The 24,196-nt window shown below is 41.7% G+C and carries 18 protein-coding genes and 1 pseudogene; 12 read left to right on the plus strand and 7 right to left on the minus strand.

Annotated features, from left to right (window positions below; translation table 11 throughout):
- Window positions 1-72: 72 nt before the first annotated feature.
- Window positions 73-609 (minus strand): lipocalin family protein, encoded by a 537-nt coding sequence (locus F9Y84_RS16850; RefSeq protein WP_147390539.1) that lies wholly within the window; start codon window positions 607-609, stop codon window positions 73-75.
- A gap of 168 nt (window positions 610-777) precedes the next feature.
- On the opposite strand from F9Y84_RS16850, the gene F9Y84_RS16855 reads away from it, so the two are divergent.
- Window positions 778-1,320, plus strand: a complete 543-nt coding sequence (locus F9Y84_RS16855; protein ID WP_147390538.1) for a DUF6942 family protein — start codon at window positions 778-780, stop codon at window positions 1,318-1,320.
- Between the two features lie 289 nt (window positions 1,321-1,609).
- On the opposite strand, the gene F9Y84_RS16860 is transcribed toward F9Y84_RS16855, so the two are convergent.
- The 4 genes from F9Y84_RS16860 to F9Y84_RS16875 all read right to left on the minus strand — a co-directional run bounded on the left by F9Y84_RS16860 (window position 1,610) and on the right by F9Y84_RS16875 (window position 7,464).
- Window positions 1,610-2,275 (minus strand): class I SAM-dependent methyltransferase, encoded by a 666-nt coding sequence (locus tag F9Y84_RS16860; RefSeq protein WP_147390537.1) that lies wholly within the window; start codon window positions 2,273-2,275, stop codon window positions 1,610-1,612.
- Window positions 2,276-2,285: 10 nt separating this feature from the next.
- Window positions 2,286-5,939 carry an AAA family ATPase gene (locus tag F9Y84_RS16865; protein ID WP_147390536.1) on the minus strand — a complete coding sequence of 1,218 codons (3,654 nt, stop codon included), beginning with the start codon at window positions 5,937-5,939 and terminating at the stop codon, window positions 2,286-2,288.
- Window positions 5,929-7,143 carry an exonuclease SbcCD subunit D gene (locus tag F9Y84_RS16870; protein WP_147390535.1) on the minus strand — a complete coding sequence of 405 codons (1,215 nt, stop codon included), beginning with the start codon at window positions 7,141-7,143 and terminating at the stop codon, window positions 5,929-5,931. The genes F9Y84_RS16865 and F9Y84_RS16870 overlap by 11 nt, the downstream gene beginning before the upstream one ends.
- 81 nt (window positions 7,144-7,224) lie before the next feature.
- Window positions 7,225-7,464, minus strand: coding sequence for a hypothetical protein (locus F9Y84_RS16875; protein ID WP_125251227.1), 240 nt, complete (start codon window positions 7,462-7,464; stop codon window positions 7,225-7,227).
- Window positions 7,465-7,913: 449 nt separating this feature from the next.
- Here F9Y84_RS16875 and F9Y84_RS16880 point away from each other — a divergent pair, with 449 nt between their 5' ends.
- The 5 genes from F9Y84_RS16880 (at window position 7,914) to F9Y84_RS16900 (ending at window position 13,923) form a co-directional block, all read left to right on the plus strand.
- On the plus strand, window positions 7,914-10,340 hold the full coding sequence (locus F9Y84_RS16880; RefSeq protein WP_147390534.1) for a M1 family metallopeptidase: 2,427 nt from the start codon (window positions 7,914-7,916) through the stop codon (window positions 10,338-10,340).
- Window positions 10,337-10,831, plus strand: a complete 495-nt coding sequence (locus tag F9Y84_RS16885; protein ID WP_147390533.1) for a DUF6702 family protein — start codon at window positions 10,337-10,339, stop codon at window positions 10,829-10,831. The genes F9Y84_RS16880 and F9Y84_RS16885 overlap by 4 nt, the downstream gene beginning before the upstream one ends.
- A gap of 87 nt (window positions 10,832-10,918) precedes the next feature.
- Window positions 10,919-11,806: a hypothetical protein gene (locus tag F9Y84_RS16890; protein ID WP_147390532.1), complete on the plus strand. Its 888-nt coding sequence runs from the start codon at window positions 10,919-10,921 to the stop codon at window positions 11,804-11,806.
- Window positions 11,807-12,287: 481 nt separating this feature from the next.
- A complete protein-coding gene (locus F9Y84_RS16895) occupies window positions 12,288-12,989 on the plus strand; it encodes a hypothetical protein (RefSeq protein WP_147390531.1) in 702 nt (233 codons plus the stop codon).
- A 187-nt stretch (window positions 12,990-13,176) separates the two neighbouring features.
- Window positions 13,177-13,923 (plus strand): zinc-dependent metalloprotease family protein, encoded by a 747-nt coding sequence (locus tag F9Y84_RS16900; RefSeq protein WP_147390530.1) that lies wholly within the window; start codon window positions 13,177-13,179, stop codon window positions 13,921-13,923.
- Window positions 13,924-14,378: 455 nt separating this feature from the next.
- Here the strand turns inward: F9Y84_RS16900 and F9Y84_RS16905 are convergent, their stop codons facing one another.
- A complete protein-coding gene (locus F9Y84_RS16905; RefSeq protein WP_147391388.1) occupies window positions 14,379-14,999 on the minus strand; it encodes an arylesterase in 621 nt (206 codons plus the stop codon).
- Here F9Y84_RS16905 and F9Y84_RS16910 point away from each other — a divergent pair.
- From F9Y84_RS16910 to F9Y84_RS16935, 6 genes and pseudogenes are all read left to right on the plus strand, one after another.
- Window positions 14,998-15,711: an ABC transporter ATP-binding protein gene (locus F9Y84_RS16910; RefSeq protein ID WP_125251234.1), complete on the plus strand. Its 714-nt coding sequence runs from the start codon at window positions 14,998-15,000 to the stop codon at window positions 15,709-15,711. The two genes, F9Y84_RS16905 and F9Y84_RS16910, sit on opposite strands and share 2 nt — an antisense overlap.
- On the plus strand, window positions 15,701-18,202 hold the full coding sequence (locus tag F9Y84_RS16915; RefSeq protein ID WP_147391389.1) for an ABC transporter permease: 2,502 nt from the start codon (window positions 15,701-15,703) through the stop codon (window positions 18,200-18,202). Before F9Y84_RS16910 ends, F9Y84_RS16915 begins: the two co-directional genes overlap by 11 nt.
- Before the next feature lie 150 nt (window positions 18,203-18,352).
- Window positions 18,353-18,970 (plus strand): HAD family hydrolase, encoded by a 618-nt coding sequence (locus tag F9Y84_RS16920; protein ID WP_147391390.1) that lies wholly within the window; start codon window positions 18,353-18,355, stop codon window positions 18,968-18,970.
- 528 nt (window positions 18,971-19,498) lie between these two features.
- Entirely contained in the window at window positions 19,499-20,005 is a 507-nt protein-coding gene (locus F9Y84_RS16925) for a hypothetical protein (protein WP_147391075.1), read from the plus strand.
- A 168-nt stretch (window positions 20,006-20,173) separates the two neighbouring features.
- Window positions 20,174-20,315: pseudogene (locus F9Y84_RS22285) on the plus strand (NAD-dependent epimerase/dehydratase family protein); the annotation flags it as partial.
- Window positions 20,316-20,540: 225 nt separating this feature from the next.
- Complete coding sequence (locus F9Y84_RS16935) at window positions 20,541-23,225, plus strand: heparinase II/III family protein (protein ID WP_147391074.1); 2,685 nt, start codon at window positions 20,541-20,543, stop codon at window positions 23,223-23,225.
- A 400-nt stretch (window positions 23,226-23,625) separates the two neighbouring features.
- On the opposite strand, the gene F9Y84_RS16940 is transcribed toward F9Y84_RS16935, so the two are convergent.
- The gene (locus F9Y84_RS16940) at window positions 23,626-24,117 is read right to left on the minus strand and encodes a VOC family protein (protein ID WP_147391073.1); all 492 of its coding nucleotides are present in this window, start codon (window positions 24,115-24,117) and stop codon (window positions 23,626-23,628) included.
- Window positions 24,118-24,196: the final 79 nt, after the last annotated feature.

A 24,196-nucleotide genomic window follows, 5' to 3' on the forward strand; every position in this document is an offset into this window, starting at 1 on the left:
CACGATGGCCGTTGTCTCACGACCATTGAAATGAAAACCCAAAAAGGGTACTGATTGTAAAGGGGGTTTACACTACTCTTGCTCTATTGCTTCATGCTCCATATAAATAAGTGCTTCAGTGTCAAAGCCATATCTATCAGATGTCGCTTTAAATTTATTCATAACGGCTTCAGACACTTTCGGAGTTCTTGAAAGTAACCATAGATAATCTCGGTTATAGCTTGTTACAAAAGCATATTGATAGTCTTCATCTAATTCAAACACCACATAGCTTCCATAAAATGGACCAAAAAATGATACTTTAAGGTGTGCTATTTCCTTATTTGCAACAAACTTGGCCTTTCCTATCGCTTCTTTCCACACTCGCTCTTCTGTTACATACCCCCGATTAACAACCTTGATAGAGCCATCTGAATTCTGGCTGTAAGTCGCGGTAACATTTTGCATTCCTCTCTCAAATGCGTGATCCAACCTTGCAATTTCGTACCAAGTACCTTGGTATCGCTCAACATTAAATTCTTTGACCGGTCCAATTCCATTTGGCAGTCCGGTGCAGGCCGCCATCGATATGGTCATGATCGCACCCAAAAGTAGCTGTCTTAATTTCATTATTGTCTCCAATTTTGTCATCCTAATCATACGCGCTTATTAATGTTGTAGATTAGATCAAAATATAATTAGTACTTGGTATGTAAAGAAAGTAGTGATTTACCGTTTAGCATGCCAATTTTTCCCGATTTATTTTACACTTATAAAAATTTATCTCAGCAATGCCCCATGGATACAACACAAAACAAAAAAATACTAACTCGTGGCTTTGGTGCAAAGACAGGTCATGTTGCCTTTTATATTGAACATCCACCAGCCATACTTTCCTATAAGAACATCAGTAAAATCATACCCCTAGAGGGTGGAGAGATTGATTATATCAACAACCAATGTGGTAATGGCTGGCGGAAAATATTTAATGTTTTTGCCAAGTTTTTGTTCGCGGCTCAGTTGCCAGATCACAATATTACTAACTTCCCAAGTTGGCAGTCATATCGAGATAGCGCTTTATTACAAGCCTCAAGCCAAGAAGCCCTACTCTTTTCACCACCAGATTTTTCAATAAAATCATACAACTGGCATATAATTGCAGGGCGAACATATGCTAAATCGCTATTGAAAGATCAGATTTTTACTAACAGCTTGATATGGTTAGATGATGAGTTTGCAGTAGATACAGAGTTAAACCTGATCGTTTCACCATTTTTAGACTATCGCCAGCTAAGTAATATAAAAATCAATAGGTTAACAAAGATAATTAAGGGAAACTAAGCTCATTTCTGCCATCATTGACGTTAACTTCACACTCTTAGATCACACTTTTACTAGGTAAAAATGTGATCTAACGTAAAGCGCTTTAGTATCAGATCATCATTTTACTAACCTAATTAGCAGTTATATTGCTTACAAATCGGCTTCTTAACGTCGAAATATAGGATAAAACAACAGAAAGCGAGCAATCTAGATCAATATTTTACTAACACCTCTTATACCAATTTGCTTAATTAAGTGGTCTATTTTGAGGCAAGCAAATTGGTAGTAGACTTGGTAAAAACTTGCTCTATTTTTTGGTTGCAACAACACCTGAAAAACCAAGTGCCTTGAAATAGGGTTTAGCGACCCCAAACCCTGCTGCATCGAGTAATTCCGCTAAGCGTATTTTATCGACTGGAAAAAACTCATGTTCTAAATTGACTCGCATGTGCTGCTCACCTTTCTCAGATAGCCCCAGTTGCTTACAAGCGATAAGCTGTGCGTCACGTTCAAAGGGCGTCACCGGCTTCTCCAAATCAGCAATAAAAAGGTGACCATTGGGTTTTAGCTGCTCACTCATTTGTTTAAATAACCGAGCCTTATCGCCATTGTCTTTCACAAAGTGCATCACCAATAAGCACAGCACAGCATCAACTTGATAGGCCGAAGGCGAAAGCGCACCATAGTGAAGTTGAACACGTGAGTTGATTTTCAGCTTAGTAAAATATTGATCTGCTATTTCTAGCATATCAGCAGATACATCCTGCGCGATAAAACGCCACGTATGGTTAAGCTTTGCTAACTCAACCACTTCCTTTCCTGTTCCAGCACCAACGATCAGAATTGTCGCATCATCAGGATAGAGCGCTAATAATTGAGCGCTACTTAACTGATGAAGTAACTCATAACCTGGTACTAGTTTAGTGATTCTTGAGTCGTAGTTTTGGGCTTCTTCGCCCGTAAAAGTCGGCATCCAAATTTCCTTATGTTTGTGGTACCAAATGTAATGATGAATAGCCTCCAGGCTGTTTATCGACATGGATCCGCGTTGCGATCCGCTCACTCATTTGCGCTACGTGTGAGATCACACCAACCTTACGCCCCTGAGATTGCAGCGCATCTAACGCGTCAATCGCGACTCCCAGTGTTTCTGGATCTAATGTCCCAAAACCTTCATCAATAAATAGAGAATGTATACTCACCTGATTGGAAGATAATGCGGCAAGCCCCAGAGCTAAAGATAACGACACCAAAAACGACTCACCGCCTGATAGCGTATTGACACTTCGCTGCTCATCCGCCATGTCCTTGTCTATTACCGCGATTTCTAATGACTGCTCAATCGTCGTCAACAGATAGCGTCTAGACAGTGTCCGAAGTTGTTGATTAGCGTACTGTAATAATATTTTTAATGTTTGTGTTTGCGCCCAATTGCGTAATTTTTTGCCCGTTGCATCGCCAAGTAACTTATCTAGTAAATGCCAGTGCTCATAGTCTTCTTGCAGCTGAGCCAAAATAGTTGCTTGGTCTGAAAATTGTTGTTTATTCTGCGTATCAATTTCCAAAGTGCTCTGCACTTGTAGTAATTGATTTTGTACTTCCTCGAGTGCTTGGTTGCTCACCTCAAGCTCAGCCTGCACGCGCTCTTTATCTATTCCATCAGGAAATTTTTGTTGTAGCTGTAGCAACTCCTCACGTTGATGTGACAAAAGTATTTTTGTGTCATCGCACATACGCTGGATTTGATGATACTGATCCAACTCGGTACGTGCCTCCTCTGAGCAAGCATCGAGTAATATTAATACCTGTGCATGTTCTAAGCGATTCTCATTTAACCAGTGTTCAAATCGCTGTGTTAGCTGCTGCACACGTTCGCCGTACTCAGCAAGTTGCTCTGTCAATTGTGATTTAGCTTGTGAGGCACTTTCACGTTTGGCTTCCGTCTGACTAATGTCAACTCGCAATTGTATGAGCGATTCTTGGGTCGTATTTTGCTGCGATTTTAACGCAGTAACCCACTCATCTAATGTCGAATGTTGTGATGGTAGATGCTTTTGCCTTTCACACACAATATCTTGTATGTGCTGTTGATGCTGCTGTAGCACATCTTCCAACTCAGCTAGCCTCAGCGCTTCGTCTTGCTTTTGCTGTGCCAATAAATTGCACTGATGCGTCAAACTGTCTTGATTTTGTAACAGCTCATCATAGCGCTTAGTGGTGGTAAGCCAACGTTGTACTCGCGCTTCCAACTCAGCCAAACCGGTACTGCATGATAAATCAAATTGCTGCCACCACTGTTTATCATCAATTAATGACGCTAACCTGTCTCTTAATGATTTGGACTTTTGCACAAGTTTCTCATGTTCAGTACGTATATGAACGATCTGATTATCTAGGTCATGATGCTGTTGCTGTATCGCCTGCTCTTGATCTTTAGCTTTCTCAAGTCTTTGCTGCGACAGCTGAACATGTTGCCACTGTTCGTCTATCTGGCTTCTCAAACGTGTTAATTCAGCGATCTGAGACTGAATTTGGAGTAACTTTTGTTCGGCTTGCGTCGCGTTTTCTACCTGATAGTTGTTCGGTAACGTCTCTAAATATTTGCGACTTTCATCAATCTGCTTAGTGCAATGAGCAATCTCTTGGTTCACAGATTGCCACAACGCATTCTCACGCTCTTTTTCACCCACTTGTTGATTATACCGCTGCAACACTTGTTCGCGAGCTTGCTCCGCAGCCTGATATTGAGCACGAAAGTCCCGCAATAATTGCTCCCAATGTGTATCAATATGCTCAACACCATAGGGGTGCTCTTTTGCACCACACACCATACATTCTTGGCCGGCTTTGAGTTGTGAACGTAAGTCACTGATCCGCTCACTAGCTCTGAGTTGCACTTGTTCTAAATTATCTCGGGTGAGTGCTAGGCGCTGTTTTGAAAGTTCGTCCTGCTGTTTAGTATCTTTTATCTGTAATTCTAATCGCTCTAAACCAATATGATGTTGAGTTTGCTGCGAGCGCAGTTGATGTAAAAGTGCCTCTCCTTCATTGATACTCTTGTGCGCTTGAACACACGCCGTCCAGTTTTGCATATCTTGAGTTAAGTCTCGAGCCGTTAACGGGGCTAAGTTTGCTTTCAACTCTTCAAGCGTTTGAACATCAGTAAGATAGGCTGAATTTAGGGTTTGTGCTTGTACTTGGCATTCCTGTAAACGCGTCGCGAGTTGTTGCTGCTGCTCCGGTAAGCTATCGAGTAACGAAGTGCATTCCTTGAGCTGTAACAATAATTGCTGTAAGTCCTCAAACTGAGGCAGTACTGTGTGCCACTGCGATGCTATGTTGGCAACCGACTGTAAGCCTGCTTGCTGCTGTTTAAGCTGGGTAAGTTCGCTCTCAATGTCTTGACGCTGCGATAGCTGCTGCTGTAATTCAAAGTCATACTGAGCTGCCAACTCCGTGTGTTTTGCAATGATGGGTTTAGTTTCTTGCTCCTGAGCACGATGCAACTTTAATTTGTCATCTAATTGCGTGATTGCATCAAATTTTGTCGCTTGCTGGGTAAAGTGCGCCTGCTGCTGAGCAAGTTGCAATTCTAACGCTTGCTCATGTGTTCGTAACGTATCCAAGGTAGTCTCAAATTCTAGCTCTTGTAGTTCTGAGAGCTGTGTTTGGCACTTTGTTTGGCGTAATTGTACTTGCTCTAGCTGCTCTCTATTATCTCGGATCTCATTCGCTTTGAGTACTTGCTCTGCGTGTTTTTGCTGCGGTTCACTCTGTATCAGTTGCTGTTCTTGTTGCTGCAACTTCTGCTCAATATCAATAATTTTTTGTTGTCGTGTTTCAATATCAACTAACCACTGAAGCTGGGTGTGAAACTGAGTGCTTTTGCTTTGTAGTTGATTTCTGTTTGTCAGCAGTGAGTCTTTTTGTGTTTTAAGCTCGGCATGCTGCTCTGCTGATAACAAGACAATCTGCCCTAACCTTTCTTGCAGTGCAGTTAACTCTTGTTTTTTTACCTTATGCGCTTCAAAAATTGCTTTACCAATCTGGCTGAACTTTTCGGTGCCGGTTAGGCACTCGAGTAATTGCGCTCGCTCATCACCTCCCGCTTTCAAAAATGCGGAAAATTCATGCTGAGCAAGTAATACAGCCCGAGTAAACTGGGCAAAGGTCAGCCCGACTAACTGTTCAATTTTTTGCTCAGTGTCTTTCTTCTTTTCGCACACCAGCGTCATATCAGGTAGACGAAATAGCTCTATCGATGCCGGTTTTAGATTGCCTTTTGGGCTTTTTCTGGCACGCTCAACAGACCAAACCACTTGGTATCGATTATTATCTTGTGCGACAAAAACAACCGATGCCGATCCTGCTGTACAGCCTCTGCGCAGCAAATTTCGGGGATCATTGAGTTTTATGTTGTCGCCGTTAAACGCTACCTTTTCTTTGTCATCTGATTTTAACCTTGCGGTTTTACCATAAAACGCAAGACAAATGGCATCAAGTAAGGTGCTTTTTCCCGCGCCGGTGTCACCTGTGATTGCGTAAAGACCGGTATCTTTGAGAGGCGCTTTTGTAAAGTCTACTTCAGCACTTTCAATGGATGCAAGATTGGTGATCTGTATCTTTTCAAGTTTCATCGTTTAACTCTTCCATGTTAGCGATAACTTCCGCAAGCTTATTGTGTAGACTTACAGGCGCTTTTTCTTCATCAGGCTCAAGTTCCCTGTATGCAATATCGAGTAAACTGGTAACAGACAGTGATTCTACTTTGGCTAGGTCCTCAAACAAATCCTCCACGGTGTCGCGCGCCTGTGTTACACGCTCAATTCCGCAAAACTGTATCGCTTTGCCTTTTAATGCAGCATCAATTTCAGCACGAAAGCGACTACTCGTCTCTGCTGAGGAAAGCCTTAACCTAATATAAGGAGCACTGTCGTACTGGCTAAAATCGTTTGTCGTGATTTCCTCACATAACTCGCGAAGACGCTTTGATCCCGTATCAGGAATATAAAGCACATCTTTGAAGCGTGGAACGTAAAGGGGATTTACAGCCATCAGCCTGTGTTCACTAAATTCTGCCAACAGTACTTGGTGGTTATAATGTCGTTCTGAAAAAGACATAGGTAAGGGTGTGCCGCAATATCTAATCGCATCGTGCTTTGCCACCTTCTGCGCTTTATGCAAATGACCCAATGCAACATAGTCAAACTGCTCGCCAAACACACCCGCTGAAATTGAGTCGAAGCCACCTATGTTGAGGTTGCGCTCTGAATCCTCCGAAATAGCGCCACCTTTGGCATGCAAATGCCCCATCAATATAACCGGGCCTTTGCGTTTGGGTATGGTATCAATCGCCTGTTGGTAAGCGAGTTTAACACCTGTTTGATAATCAAACTCTTCATCTGAGGGTTTAGGAAGATCGGCACTACGCAGAAATGGCATTGCAACGACGTGTAGTTGCTGGGCTGCGACTGTCAGCTCTATCACCACTTTCTCTGGTGCTAATTTGTCAAAGCGACCAATTACATGTGTGTTGAACAGTGTTAATAGAGGTTTTGCAGCTTCAATACGATTAGCTGAATCGTGGTTGCCAGCAATAATTATGATGTGCAGCGCAGGGCACAATTGAGTGGCTTTTTGAATGAAAGTATATAGTTGTTTTTCTGCCGTAGCTGGCGGTGTAGCAGTGTGGAAGATGTCACCACTTACCAATAACACATCGATTTGGTTTTTGACCAACTCATCACATAACCAGTCTAAAAAGCATTGGTGCTCTTCTATCCGATCATGTTCGTAGAATGTTTGCCCTAAGTGCCAGTCAGATGTGTGTAAAACCTTCATTTAGCGTTCCTTTTTCTCAAGAAACGCTAATATAACATCGTCAAGCAATATTCGTCTTGTGAATATTGGCGCTTTACCTACTTATCGAGTTAATTGCCACCACGCAAAAATGATCACCGGTAGAGCGACTAAAAAGAATTTTGCCGGCAGCTTCAAAACGCGACTGTGTTTATCTTGCACACGTTTGATAGCCGATTTTTCATTACATGCTGCTACTTTATCAACGTAAAAATAGCCATCATCTAGATAGTCTTTACAGTTCTGTTCGTCTGCAGGAATTGCAACAAACTTCTCTTGTTTTTTTAGTATGTAGAAATCCATACTGCTCACCACATTAGATTCGCTAAACGGGTATTTAGTACTGAGCAAAACTAACGCCAGTTTTACTCAAATATTGTGAAGTGCGCGATTTTAATGACAAACTTAGGTCAATATCAACAACTAATTTTGATTTCTTTATTTATTTATAAAATGTAGACAATAAATTGGCAGAATACCTTTATGGCATGCAAATTAATTTATCCTAATTTGCCACTTTTCCTTATCAAAAACAAAGAATTGAAAAACATGAAAGTCATCGGTTATCGGAACTTGTTACTTTATCTCAAAACTTTGATCTCTGGTTTTTTCTTTGTCAACTTATTGTCATTGACCGAGCGCCTTCATCACCACGTGTCGACACACTATTCGCTTCGGATTCATATAATATAAAACATTGAAAAATAGAACTTATCGATCAGAGTTTTGGTACGGTAAAACAGGAAATAATAATGAAAATATCAACACGTGCCATCCCTTTGATGGCAATACTGGCTTTATCACAGGTCGCGCATGCTAGTGCGATTGCTCAGACCAAAGGCCATTTCGAAGATAAGTTCCGCCAACTTGACGAAACACTCCCCACCCCCAACATATATCGCAGTGCAGCAGGGGAGCCAGGTGAACACTATTGGCAACAAAAAGTGGATTATGATATTGATGTTCACTTAGATGAAAAGGCTAAAAAGATAAGTGCGAAGCAAACTATCCACTATAAAAATAACTCACCCCATACCCTCAAATATTTATGGCTACAATTAGACCAAAATATTTTTAAAACGGATTCAATTGCAGAGCGCAGCACCACATTTGAGAATAAATTACAGAGTAATCCTGTTGCAAACCCTGCAAAAATTTCACTCAATCAACTCAGACGCCAGCAATTTATGGATGATAACGAATTAGGGTTTATCATCGAAAAAGTTACAGATAAGCACCATAAACCGCTCAATATAACCATTGTAGACACCCTGATGCGTGTGGACCTAAACGAGCCACTAAAACCAGGAAAGGAAACACAGTTAAACTTAGCGTTTGCCTTTAATATTGTTGAAGAAGATGCCGTCGGCGCACGTTCAGGATATGAGCATTTTGATAAAGATGGTAACGATATATTTTTACTTGCTCAGTGGTTTCCACGACTTGCGGCCTATACCGACTACGAAGCGTGGACAAATAAGGCTTTTCTTGGCAGTGGTGAATTTACACTAGAGTTTGGTGATTATAATGTTGAAATTACTGTGCCAGCGGATCATATCGTCGCCGCAACAGGAGCGCTTGAAAATCCGCAAGAGGTATTAAGCCAGTCACAACAACAACGCCTAGTTCAGGCAGAAACAGCACCTCGCCCAGTTTTTATAGTCTCTGAAGAGGAGGCAGTTGCCAACGAAAAAACCGCGACGAATGAAACTAAAACATGGCATTTCAAAGCTAAGAATGTGCGTGACTTTGCTTGGGCATCCTCACGAAAGTTTATGTGGGATGCAAAAGGCTATCAGCAAGGTGGTAGTGAGCAACCACTCGTCATGGCCATGTCATTTTATCCAAAAGAGGGTGGGGAACTTTGGAAAAAGTATTCAACAGAGGCAATTATCCATACCATGGAGGTCTACTCTCGGTTTTCATTTGATTACCCTTATCCAACCGCACAGTCAGTTAATGGACCTGTTGGAGGAATGGAGTATCCAATGATTACCTTCAACGGACCAAGAACTACACTACAAAAAGATGCTACCCGGACTTACTCACTTGCTGAAAAACGCTTTTTGATTGGTGTTGTTATTCATGAGATTGGGCATATTTACTTTCCTATGATAGTCAACTCAGATGAACGCCAGTGGACTTGGATGGATGAAGGTCTAAACAGCTTCTTAGATGGCGTGGCGGGAAGAGAGTGGGATCCCACCATCCCCTGGGGAGTCGAGCCAAGAGACATTGCAGCCTACATGAAATCTGAAAACCAATCTCCCATCATGACTCAGTCTGATAGCGTACTACATTTAGGACCAAACGCTTATACCAAGCCAGCCGCCGCATTGAACATATTACGTGAAGTGATTTTAGGTCGTGAACTATTTGATTTTGCCTTTAAAGAATATGCGCTGCGTTGGAAGTATAAGCGCCCAACCCCAGCTGATTTTTTTAGAACAATGGAAGAAGCTTCAGGCGTTGATTTGGATTGGTTTTGGCGCGGCTGGTTTTATAGTACAGATCACGTCGATATCTCACTGGATAAAGTCTATCAGTTACGTTTGGATACCAAAGATCCAGACATAGACTTTAATCGCCTAAGAGAATTTGAACAAAGCAAGCCCGTGTCGTTGTTTGTTATGCGCAACCAAGAAGAAGGCCGTGAGCTGTGGGTTGATAAAAACAAAGACATTCGTGACTTTTACGATGACCATGATCAGTTCACCGTAACGAACGAAGAGCGTAATGAGTATCAAGAGTTCTTATCAGAGCTAAAACCTTGGGAGAGGCGAACCCTTGAGCGCGCAATCAAAGAAGACAAAAATTATTACGTACTCGCTTTTAGCAATCTAGGAGGGCTGGTGATGCCAATTCTCTTGGAGCTAACCTATCAAGATGGGACAAAAGAGTCGCGATATATTCCAGCTGAAATTTGGCGCCGTAATGCCAAAACGGTGAATAAATTAATCATCACCGACAAAGATAAGTTACTTGCATCAGTCACAATTGATCCGCGCTGGGAAACCGCTGATGTTGACATTGAGAATAATCATTATCCAAGACGGATTATTGAGTCTCGTTTGGAGCTTTATAAAAAGAAAGCCCGCGAAGGGAAGGTATATCGTGACATTATGCAAGATGTAAAATCCGAACTGAAACCACTTGACGAAAACGAGGATAAGCCATGAGAATTTGGTATTTCTGCGGTGTTTTAATACTACTAATGCTGTCTTCATTATGTCATGCACATCAACTAAAAGCGGCAATCACTACTGTGTTATTTAATGAGCGAAGCGGAAACATTGAAATAATGCACCGCTTTTACCTACATGACACTGAGCACGCAATTGAGCACCTTTTTAGTCAAGATGCTGACATTTTTAACAATCAAAAAGATAGAGATAACTTTGCAAGCTATGTCAGTAAACGAGTTGAGTTAAAAGCAACTAACGGTAAAGCGCTCCCATTACAATTAGTGGGTGCTGAAATCGACGGTCAGTTTTTTTGGGTATACCAACAGACCCCTTTATTCTCACCAATTACTGCGCTGAATATGCGTCACGGTGCACTCAGAGATGTCTGGCCGCAACAGGTGAACCTAGTTAATTTTGAAGGTAAAGGAAAAGTTAAGTCCTTACACTTCGATGGCAGCGATGACTGGCTCAAAGTGACATTTTAACCTAAAGCGCTACGGCGCTTTTTACTTTCCCCGTAAATATCCTAGACTAAAACTAACTATAAATTTATCCGATAGTGAGGGCAAGGAATGAACGCCTCAGTGGTATATATACTTATCTTTATTTTGCTAGCGCCTCTTACTTCTGTGGCAAAAGATATGGTTCGCTACAATATTTCCAAAGAATTTGCCGATCCTAAACAAGATTATTATATCGCCTTGTTGCGATTGGCACTTAATAAAAGTCGTGATCAATATGGCCCATATCAATTAATCGAAAACTCCTTTGATCAAACACCTCAAGGTAGGACATTGGAGATTTTAGAACAAGGGAAGTTACTAGATGTCCACTGGAGTATGACATCTATTCAACGAGAACAACACTTAGGCACCGTGTATATCCCGCTTCTAAAAGGGATGATGGAGGCACGGCTTTTCCTCATTCACAAAGATACCGCAGCTAGCATAGCATTACTCAACTCCCCCGTGCAGTTGGCAAGCCTTACCATAGGAAGTGGCATTGACTGGCCTGATACCGCAATCTATGAAAAAAACGGCTTTGATGTTGTTACCAGCGTTGCAACACTATTACCTAAGATGCTTGAGGAAAAACGTTTTGAGTTATTTCCAAGGGCACTGCATGAGCCCTGGACCGAGCTTGCGCACATAGATAACGCAGTAGTAGAACCTCAGTTTGCATTTTGCTATCCCGCTGCCATGTATTTCTTTGTTAATAAAAATAACACACGTTTAAAAGAGCGACTCTCTTTTGGCTTGAAAAAAGCCATTGATGATGGGTCATTCGACAAACTATTTTTTAGTCACCCAGTAACTCGCGAGGCAATAACCAAAGCAAAATTCGAGGACAGGCAGGTATTAAAACTCCTCAACCCAAATCTAAGTGGCCATACAAGAGATACACTTTTTAATCCACGGTTCACTTGGCAACCGATCCATCAATGTATATCCCCTCATTGACCGAAGGCTTGTTTGTTGTCCTCAACTCACTACTCTGATATTAGCGTCAATGCGCTTTCAACTACGCGAATAGAAATGAGGTTTCACATGAAAATTGCAGCTGTTCTGAACTAAAAATAGGAACAGAAATCCCCGCATTACTCATGCAAAAAAATTACAGATGAATCAAAATATTTTAAACATAAGAATCAATAAGATAAAAAAATACACTAGATACAATTATCAAATACTGAAATAAAAGCTAAACGAATCAACCACTTTAACGCAACATACTTTAGTTACATTTGTTTGACAAAAAGGAGATTCAACATGATAAAAACACACGCACTGTAAAGATTTGTTAATGAAAAATATACATACATATCATGAAGATATTTAATCTCAATGAATCCATTTGAAAAAACATCGTAAATTATAAGTTGATCAAGATCCCGCATCATGAATAGTATTTCACTAATTATTAACGTCGTCGTGGTGAATTATGCGGTTACTGATTATTGCATTACTTATTGGTTTTATTGGTATTGCTGTTTGGAAAATGATGCCTGAAACGGGGCAATCACATACAAATTTAATTCAAGTAGAGAATACTCAGAGCAATGAACAAAGTGATGAAATAAGTTCAACTTTAAAGGTCATAGTACCCACATCAACGTCTCAAAAAGACTTACAAGCAACTTCACAACACAAAGACAGTGATTTTTATGCTGTAAACAAAGTATCAGACAAAGCAAAAGCTGTACTCGAAGCCGCAAAAGTGTTGCCAAAAGATCTCAATAACGAAGCTTATATTGAGTTTGATTTAGCATCGCTGAGAAAACTCGAAGGTGGTGATAACTTTGAGCTGCTGATCCCACAAACGCAGGAGTCATTTATTGCCGAAGTTACCGGAATTTCTTCAGCTGAAAATGGTGATAAAAGTGTGTTTGGTAAAGTAACGGGTGCAGATGGGCGCTTTCACACCACAGTATTAACCGTCGGCAAAGATGCTGTTTACGGTCAGCTTACTGCACCTAGTGGGAATTACGTATTTGAGTCCAAAGATCAATACGGCTGGATTGCAGCGAAACGAGATCTGTATCGGTCGCATCAAGAAGAAGAACTTCACCCCCATGATCACCACAAGGACGCGAAACAAGACTTAGTTTCAATAGAAGAAGATATTTTTACACCCAAAAAGTAATACCTATTTGCTTATTTAACTGCTTTATTTTGAAACGAGAGGGTCTTAACTAAAACTTGACGGTAAACTTTCTATCTATTTGTTTTAAATAGAAAGTTTTGACTCTTTTCGCGTCTAATTAGCGCACTGAGATTGAGTAAGTATTATGGCAAATTGGTATAACGTTCACTAAAAGAAAGGAAAAACAATGAAAACAACAGTAAAGGTAGCATCGCTGGCAACAGCACTCGCACTATCAGCAAGCGCATCAGCAGTTACAGTCGATATTGGTATTTTATATACTGACCAATCAGCGGCTGCAACATCAAACATCGATACAAAAATCAATCAATTAATTGCTTTCACAAACCAAGTGTATAGCCAAAATGGTATTGATCTACAACTACGTCTTGCAGGCAAACAAAACCTAGGTAACTACAACATTACTCCAACGAGTGGGTGGTTAGACTCTGTGACTAACAGTAGCTATGTGGCAAACCTGCGTGATACTTGGCGTGCAGACATGGTCGCAGTACTTGGCACTGGTGAACGTGATGGTAACTATATTACCTGTGGTTTAGCGTGGGTAGGGCAAGGTAGTAGCAGCACAGGTAACCTGCACTCATATATGAGTGACCGTATGTTTAGTATTACAGGTATTGATTGTGGCGCAACAACATTCGTACACGAATTAGGTCACAATCAGGGCTTAACTCACTCGCGTGAGCAAGGTGATACGAGTGGCGGTGTTTATGTCGATGGTATGGGCTACGGTGTAAAAGACAAGTTTGCTAGTATTATGGCATACCCACATGTATTTGGTAATGCAACGCAGTATGACTATTTCTCTAATCCAAATTGGTCAGTAGGCGGTGAACCTTACGGCATCGTTGGTAAAGCGTTTGCTTGGAAAACAGTAGATGCAACAAAAACGAGCATAGCAAACTTTAAGTAATACCAATTAGCTCAACCAACTAGGGCCTGCTTGCGAGACAAATGATATTGCGTAAAGCAAGCATGTCCTGATTGGCTTGAGACGAAAAGCCATGAATAATACCAACTTCCTTAATTAAGCGGTCTATTTTGAGGCGAGAAAATCTTGTCGATAACGAGGCAAAAATTTTGCTATTTAGTTGTTCTAAATAAGAAATTTTTAACGCTGTTCGCGTCAGATTTACTCCTTCAAATTGAGCAAGTATTAAGTCAAGTTGGTATACGTACCTTTTTCACCAGCGTCTCAGGTTATTAATAAGGCTGTATTTCCTTAGCACAAGCTAAATCAGTGTAGTGGTATTCGCTATCTATGCTGACCAAAAACTAAAACACCACCAAACCCGCAGGATTGCGGGTTTTTTAATACAGTCAACCAACTATCCGCAAAGCGATAAGCATCATGCAAAGCGAGCTGTGCTACTCAGCTAACCATTGGTTAATGGCATTATACATAAAGTCTCTGATGATCGGCTGTGCTGCTTTATTAGGGTGTAAATTATCATCCTGCATTAGTTCGGGCTTACCTGCTATCTCAAGCATAAAATAAGGCATCAGGTGACTCTTTGTTTGTTCTGTTACTTGTTGGTAGCTTTGCGTAAACATAGTGGTGTACCGCGGCCCTAAATTAGGAGGAATTTGGATTTCCATTACAGCCACTTTCGCGCCGAACTTCTGGCTCGAAACAACAAGCTCAGTAAGATTGGCTCGTAATCGCTTGATTGGGAACCCTCGTAGCCCGTCATTCCCACCTAATTCAATCAGTACATGGGATGGGGCAATAGTTTGTAATTGTTGATCAATTTTAGCTAGAGCATTACCAGTTGTTTGGCCGCTGACACTCACATTGATAATTTCGATCGGATTTTGTTCTGCTTCGTATTTATTTTGTAACAATTTAACCCAGCCATCGTCTTGTTTCAGGCCATAAGCGGCGCTTAAGCTATCACCAACTATCATGAGTTTTTGCTTGGCATTTGCGCTAATAGGCGCCATTAAAATAACAAGTATGAACAACAACTTTAGGAAATAGTACTTCATGTCAGTGCTTTCTCAGTTAAATATGATCCAAGTAAAAGACCTTACTAAACAGGTCTCTACAGTTGAAGGTAATCTAACTATCCTTAGTGATATAAATTTCACTGTCAAGTCTGGCGAGTCCGTCGCCATCGTCGGAGCCTCAGGCTCAGGCAAGTCTACCTTGCTAAGTTTACTCGCAGGGCTAGACATCGCCTCCAAAGGAGAGGTTCACTTGGACGGTGAGCCGCTACAAACAATGGATGAAGAAGCCAGAGCGCAACTACGCGCGGAAAAGGTTGGCTTTGTATTTCAATCTTTTATGCTGGTTCAAAGCCTAACCGCTCTTGAAAATGTCATGCTTCCTGCAGAACTAGCTGGGGACAAAGGCGCAAAAAATCAAGCAACGGAGCTATTAGAAAAGGTCGGCTTATCACATCGCTTAACCCACTACCCATCACAGCTTTCAGGTGGTGAGCAGCAACGAGTTGCCATTGCGAGAGCCTTTGTTGGCAAACCTAAAATTCTATTTGCTGATGAGCCGTCGGCTAACTTGGACAGTAAGAATGGCCACCTTATCGAGCGCTTACTATTTGATCTAAACAAAGAAAATGGCACGACCTTAGTGTTAGTTACACATGATGAGCAACTCGCCCAACAATGCGATCGAATCATTCATATTGAAGCGGGTAAGCTGGAGGTAATAAAACAAGGAGCATCGGTTAATGTGGTTTAAGTTAGCACTCACTTTATTCTCTAGAGAGTTAAGAAGAGGCGAGCTAACCATCATTCTTGCAGCGATTGCGCTTGCTGTACTGACGGTGTTTAGCTTATCTTCGATTACCGAGCGGATCCGCTTGAATATAGAGCAAAAATCCGCAGATTTTATCGCAGCCGATAGAAGGCTATCGAGTAACCATGACTTTGATGACAGAGTCCTGACCACCGCACAAGATTTTGGCTTAAACACCGCAAAGCAGGTCTACTTTGACTCTATGTTATTTGCCAATGACGAGCTCGTTTTAGGCTCGCTCAAAGCAGTGACAGATACTTATCCACTCAGAGGCGAGCTAACATTAAGAGACCAACTTGATGGAGAGAATTACCAAGCTCAAGCTGCGCCCAAAAAAGGCAATGTGTGGCTCAGTGAAGGCTTATTTTACTCACTTGATCTCAAAGTTGGTGATGAGGTAGAAATAGGAGCTGGACAGTTTACTGTGAGTAAAGTACTCATTAACGAACCCGATGCCCCCTTTTTCTCACTCGCGGGGAATAAACGTGTACTTATTAATTATGACGATATCCCTGTGACTAAGGCTATTCAGCCAGGAAGCCGCGTATTTTATCGATTACTGTTTTCAGGCTCCGAGCAGCAGTTGGCAGACTACTACACATGGCTCAAACCGCAACTCAAAAACAACCAGTCTTGGCAGGGAATAAAAGACAGGCAGTCCCCTCTTGGAGAGAATCTAGCCCGATCAGAGAGCTTTTTACTCCTAGCGGGGTTATTCGGGATCATGCTCGCAGCGGTAGCAATGGCGGTTTCTGCAAAGCGCTACTGCGAACGTCAGTATGACCCAGTAGCCATGATGAAAACCTTAGGTGGAAGCAGAAAAACTATTCGCCGTATTTATCTGCTACACCTATCTTTGGTTACGTTTTTTTCTGTTATTTTGGGTCTTGCGATTGGCTATGTATTACAAAGCGTAGGAGCATCTTATCTAGTAACCTTTATGGATACCAACTTGCCGGAAGCTGGCTTTAGACCTTGGCTTCTGAGTATTGCGGTGGGAGTCGTCTGTGCCATGATGTTCTCGTTAAAGCCGTTATTAGATTTATTTGACATTCCGCCGCTACGCGTCCTTAGGCGCAACCTGGGAGACACCATTGCAGTTAGCCGGATCCATATGGCGCTCTCAGTGTTCACTATTTTTGGCTTAATGTGGCTATTTAGTCGTGATATTAAGATCACTGCGATTTTGTTCGGTGCAACTTTACTGCTCATGGCGGTATTGTTCGTTATCTCACGGCTGCTGTTTTCAGCAGGTCGAAAACTTGGACTAAGCCCAGGCTCAAGCTGGTCTTTGGCAATTGCTACCTTGCAAAAACGCGCTAATGCAAACGCGATACAGCTTATAAGCTTTGCTCTGGCTATCAAATTAATGCTGTTTTTAGTGGTGCTTAAAAACGACATGATCTCAGATTGGCAAATGCAAGTGCCACAAGACGCGCCAAATGCGTTCTTTATCAATATCTCGGAACAAGAAATTCAGCCAATGCAACAACAGCTGGATGACAGTGGTATTAAACATGAACATTTTTATCCCGTCTTTTTAGGTCGAGTCAATGCCCTAAACGGAGAAGTGTTTGCACGTCGAGTGTCACTTCAAGAAGGTGAAGAGAAAGACGATGAAGCGCGAGAAGGGGTAGGGCGAGAACTCAACCTAACATGGCTTAATACACTACCAGAGGGCAATGAAGTTGTTGACGGCCAATGGTTTGATGACTCTGATACACTTCAAGTTTCGGTTGCACAAGGACTTGCTGAACGTGTAGGAATTAAGGTCGGCGATACGCTTAGCTTTTTGATTAATAGTCAGACGCTTGACGCTAAAGTAACAAGTTTACGTAGTGTCAACTGGGGGTCGTTAAAGCCAAACTTTGTGATGATATTTAACGATCAAATTGCTGGCCAATTTCCAGTGACCTATTTTACTGCTGCTAAGTTAAAAGAAACAGACACGAAAGTAATCAGCCAATTTTTGAAAGATTACCCGACTATCAGCATGATAGATATTCAAAGTAGACTCAAACAAGCGCAGTCTATGATTTCTCAAGTCTCTTTGGCTATCAGTTTTGTCTTGGGTATTGTACTGATAAGTGGTGCTTTAGTTCTTATATCGCAAGTTCAAGCGAGCCTTGCAGAGCGGATGCAAGAGATTGTTATCTTGCGTACTCTTGGCGCCAAAGGGCGGCTCATTAAATTAGCAACACTTTACGAGTTTTTGCTACTCGGAGCACTCGCAGGACTCGTTGCAGCCGTTGTAAGCGACGTTACTCTGTTGGTGATCCAGATCCAAACCTTTGATGTTGATGGTCGATTGCATCCATATATATGGGTACTTGGACCTGCCACAGGTGCAACATTTGTAGCAACTATCGGCTATTTTATGGTTGCAAAGACCATGAAGCAAAACACCCAAGGCCTCTTACGCAAACTGGCTTAATACCGTTAACCAGAATCTAGACTCACCCATGTAAAGGTGAGTCTAGATAATGGGCCAAAACTCTCTCACCTTGATCTTTACAAACCCCAATTACGTACCTACCTTTAACTAGGGCTGCGCAGTACTAATGCAAAACCAAAGGATATCAAAATGGATAGGATACCGGTTAAAGGCATCATATTTGACTTAGATGGCACATTAGTGACATCGGAACTTGATTTTTCTCTTATTCGGGCACAGATTGGATGTCCGTCAGGGCAAGATTTACTCAGTTATATCAATTCATTGCCATCTCCATATATGCGAGAAGAAGCAATGAATATAGTGCACCAACATGAGCTTTGTGACGCTCAACATTGTGAAGTGATACCTGGTGTGAAACCAGTGCTAACGCAGCTTTCTCAGATGGGTATACCACTTGCTGTGGTCACCAGAAACTTTGCTAAAGCGGCACATTTAAAATTAAAAGCGACGGGACTCCCTATTCCTCTGACACTCACCAGAGATGATGCCCCCGCCAAGCCAGATCCAACGGCACTACTTCGAGTCGCCCAAACATGGCAAGTTCCTTCTTATCAATGTGTATACGTTGGAGATTACTTATATGATATACAGGCCGCACACAATGCTCAGATGCCTTCATGTCTATTTGCTCCTAACAATATACCGCATTACGCTGAGCAAGCAGATGTTGTCATCAGGGACTTTTCACAGCTTGTAGATGCGTTATGCACACTCGATATTAACAGGTGTCGAGATTTAGCTTGATACAAGTAGCAAGTTTTATATTGACTGTGCGCTTGTATCAGCTTTTAAAGCACCGCTATAGCTAACGTGTTTATTGGAGGTATCGCACTTTATCTCTGTATTGTGAGGTAAGCGCAATCACTCAGATCCAACATTATACCAATTTGACTAAATACTTGCTCTATTTGAAGGAGTAAATCTGACGCTAACCGTGTTAAAAATTTCTTATTTAGAACCACTAAATAGCAAAATTTTTGCCTTGCCTACACGGAGGTAAGTACCTTAGCGATAGCAGGACGCGGTAGCGGGGTTATCGACAAGATTTTCTCGCCTCAAAATAGACCACTTAATTAAGAAAATTAGTATTACTTAGTTATTGCATAATGCCATTTTCTTTGTCACGAAAAGTGGTAAAAGTTCATACAGGTGTAGTAAAGTGATGTGACGCTTTTTTGGCAAAAATAGGAAAGTCCGTCTTACTCATTTACTTTGGATGACTCATGCTCTATCCAAATCTTAGATTACGTAAGGCAGTAGTTAGGATACATAATGATAAATAAAAACACGCTAATTGCAGTATATGAAAGTGTATTAATTACACTGCTTAACGAGCGCAAAAGCGCACTACATTTTTATATTAATCAAAACGCTTTTTCACATATGTCTCTCTCGGTTGAATTTTGGCACTATGATATTAATTGGCAAATTCACAGTCATCCAGAAACGCATTTTTCTCCTCACCAGCACTTTTTAGCAGCCCCATTTATTACCTTGTCTGACTTTGAGGAAGATCACTCTCACGTCTATGAATTAAGAGATATAATGGAGAGTTGGGAAAAGCTAGAGCAAGATGGTGATGGTACCTTAGAGGATAGGTTATGTTTACTCTCACATGAAGCACTCGCTGAAGCATTAAATAAAAACACGGTTAAGTCGTTACTATTGACTCTTTTTTCAGAAAACCCAGCTTTACAAACAAAGTTACTGCATGAACTGGTCATCGTAAAGGATCCTGATGGCCGCTTTGATAAAAATTTCATGAATGTTGCCGCATAGCCGCCAACATTCATAAGGCACATCAATTTACCGCAAAATCTAGAGTCACGAAAAAGTGCAAGCCCCCTTTGTAAAGGGGCTTTACATAAACCAAAGCCCTTCCTTTGTATTGTAGCCTGACACTGAGGCGAATAGAATTAGGATTCACCTGATTGTTACCTGTGAGCAAGGAGGTGGTCGTTGCCATCAAGCTTAGACCGTGTATATGACTCCTCGACAGGACAAGAAAAATTAAGTTGGTTTCGCTAGCGTGTTGGATATGTTAGATAGCGAAATAGCAGAGGTATTACCTGTTATAAAGAGCAGCTAGGAAGCTACTTACTTATGGCAGCTGCCATATGGGTTTCTTCAATTCGTTGGGTTCAGAGTAAAATCGTTGAATAACTTTTAGGAAACCTACAAATTTAAAGGAGTTATCTGCGACGTTGCTTAGCGGTTTCGCTCTCATATATCGTAGTATAAAATCCAACAAAAATACCATATTGATAAGTCAGTTCTGAGTTAGGATAATTACTCAGACCATAAGGAGATTGATATGAGAACCCATTTACTTTCTATTATATTGGCTAATAGCATAAGTATGCACGCATTGGCCGACCAGTCGCATTTAGTCAATGCGGATTTTGAACAAGGCTTTAACGAATTTACAGCCTCTAACCCACAAACTGCACAATTAACCTTAAACCAAATTGAACCTATCTCTGGAATACAAAGTTTGCAGCTCTCGTTAACTAACTGGAGTAGCGGTAGCTACAGCTATTTCTATCCTTGGGGGCAAGCACCAACACTTTTAGGCATGACGCTCAGGGCAAAAGTGAAGCTACTTAACCCAGTTCAAGGTGGAACATTACAGCTTCGCAGTTTAGTGAAGGTGAACAGTGGTCAACATATTCAAGACAGTATCAATTTGAATCCGTTCACAGAGCAAATTCAAACAATTTGTCAGCCCATCATATTGTCTGAAGATGAACAAGTTACAGGGTACTCTATCGCCTTAGCGTTGCAAGGAGGTACAGCAGAGGTGTTGCTTGATGATGTGACATTAACCCCTAATTTGCCAAACGAAGCATGTGCCTCAGATATTGATGACGGTATACATAATAACCCCAGTTTAGAGCCAAGTTATTTGCTCCCCGCTGATAGAATAGCTCGGCTTGCTCAAGCCGCTCAGAAAGAAACCCCAGCTTGGCAAACGTTCCAGAGTAAGCTTGCTGCCAACCTTGCAAAAGAGCGTATATATAATACTTGGGACTACGCTGGCGCGTACGCGCTGAGCTATCGAATAACAGGGAATAAAATACATGGCACAAAAGCCAAGCAGCTATTTTTAGAGCGATACGTAAGTGAGCCGATCGTAGGGTGGCAGTATTACAGCAATCGAAACTTGTTTCGCTCACAGGCCCGTTGGTCGCAGTATACGTACGCATGGGCGAAGACCATGTTTAGTGAACAACAGCAACGGGATATTGAAGCGATCTTTGCGTTATGGGGCGACTACTGGCTTGATTACTTGGGCTATAGTGATGACTTTTCGAAAATGCGCTGGCAGGACACAGATGAAGTCACCTCGCTAGCGGAAAACCTTTCTTTACTGGGTATGACGCTACAAAACGCTCATGATCCTCAGATCCGGGAGAAAAGCACACAGTACTTAAACGCCGGAGATCGATTGTTAAAAGAATACGTTGTCGATAAGTTTATGGATGATGTTATGGCTGGCGGCGTATGGGCTGAGGGTATTGATTATAGCCCTGGTACTATGATGCACTGGATGCGCTTGTACATGTACAATAAAGAGCTACGTAATATTGATTATCCAAACGATTACGCAGAGCAGGTGGTACTGGCTTATCTCCATCAAACCTTGGCTGGTGGCACAGGTATGTACTTTTATGGTGATCAGGAGCATGTTGATGATTACGTGCCTCTATCAGGTGATCATCGCTATGCCATGATGCTGCACTTAATCGCCATGGTCGAAAATCCAGAGCGCCGAATTCAGGCTCAAGCTTGGCTTGAACAAGTCATCGAAAAAGAGGGCTATCCAAACGGCTCAATGGATACAGGATTAGAGCGCGTGTTATTCGAACCAGAGGAGCCAATCAGTGAGGCACCACAGCAGCCCAGCACATTTTTTTATGCACCTGGTACAGGGCTAGTCGCATCACGTTCTGATTGGTCTCGTTCAGCAACCAACTTGTATTTCTTGAATAGCCCGGCGATTGTAGACCATCAACATTTCGATACACTCTCATTTGATATAGCTCATGCTGGAAAGTGGATCACCAAAGAGATGACCGGGTATGGTAAATTTGCTATTAACTCAACAGCCCATAATACCATCTTAATTGAGAATGCCACTCATGATGGCTCTTCTAATCCAGCACACAGAGCGGCTGGTCGTGGTCAATATGTTACTTTATACGATAGTCCTAAAATGAGCTTCATCGCAGCACGCGCCGAACAAACCTATAATATGTTGGGTTATTGGCAGGCAAATTACGCGAAAAAAATCGCAAGACAGCTGGTTTTTTTAAAGCCCAATATCGTTCTGGTTTACGATAGCATTGAAACTGAGCCAAGTGTGATCCGTGACTTAATGCAATATCATCAAGAACTTGGATTACAGACGGGTGATCAGTACGTGCGCAGCGTGAAGCAAAATCAACGCTTTTTAGCACAGCCAATGTTCGATGGTGATAGGGTGTCGAGCATAAATGACGGGAAAGAGTTTATCTATCAGCCTATTTTACCAAAAGACTATACTTTATCGATAGTTGACGAGACTCAGTATTATCAAGATGTACTGACCTATCAGGCTCCATTGAACCAGCGTAAATGGCATACTCAATTAGAAGCAAATACCCCCCAAGTTAATAATGAACTGCTGTCAGTGTTAAGTTTTGCAGATGTAGGTGAGGTGCCTGAAGTTAATGTACAAGAACTTGATGAAGTATCGCCTTCTCATTTAGGAGTGTATGTGCAAGCTGCTGGACGGGTAGATGAGATAGTCTTATTCAGCAAAGAATTGTTATCTCCATACGCACAAGATATTTATTTCTCTCAGCCTGTCGAGTCTGGGGCAACGGTCCATATTAATGGATTAGCCGCAGGTCAACGTTATCAATTACTTCACGATGGGCAACAAGTACAATTGCGCGCTGATGAACAAGGAGAGATGCTCGTGAGCGAGCAGGGTATGCTTATTTTCCATCTCTAGTATTATTTTCATGAATTTTAAAAAGCCAGCTAAAGTCATTAGCTGGCTTTTTTGTATTAGGTGTCTATATGACAAGAGCCAAGAGCCAAGAGCCAAGAGCGACTATAGATGCCTTTGATTTTTGAGTTATACCTACTCGCCTAATTCAGTGCGTTATTTTGAGGCGATAAAATCTTGTCGATAACCCGCGAACACGTCCTGCTATCGCCAGGGTACCTGCATCCTGTAGGCAAAGCGAATTTACGCACCAATAGCCGGTTATTGGAAGTGAATTCAACGCAGCTAGTGTCTGATTTGCACCTTCACAATGAGCAATGTATTAACAATCATTGATATTAGGAAGGGTGAATCTCCCATAAATGTGACAAGCAAAAGGGTAGACAACTTCTACCCCTTTGTTTTATTCGTAGTCTGATGCGTAAGTATCTTCATAAGAGTGAGAGTAAAACTCGAATAGGTTACCAAATGGGTCTTCTAAATAAACCATTTGCGCTTGCTTGAGTTCATCTTCGGGGTGGTAGCGATGAATATCCATACGAACTTTGCCACCATATTCTTCAACACGTTTAATCGCAGTATCAAACTGTTCTTTTGGCAGCTGTAAACAAAAATGGAAGATACCAAGGCGAGAAAAATCAACGTGATGACGCTCTTCGCGATCAACCATCTCAAAAAGCTCAACACCAATACCATCAGAAGTGACTAGGTGAGCAATATTGAAGCCTTTGAAGCCCTCACCAAATACCGCAATACACATGCGACCAATCGCTGATCCTCGCTCTTCTATCACCTTGGTGTTATTCATTACCACTCTGAGGCCTAGCGCTTTGGTGTAAAACTCAACCGCTTTGTCCATATTGCCAACCATAATACCGACATGATTCATTTTCATAAATTTCTCCAACATTTTTCAATAGCAACTCGACTTAGTCAGTAAATTCTATGGCGGGAAATTGATTATATAAAATTAT

It is taken from the genome of Pseudoalteromonas peptidolytica (assembly GCF_012641745.1).
Taxonomy (GTDB): Bacteria; Pseudomonadota; Gammaproteobacteria; order Enterobacterales; family Alteromonadaceae; genus Pseudoalteromonas; species Pseudoalteromonas peptidolytica.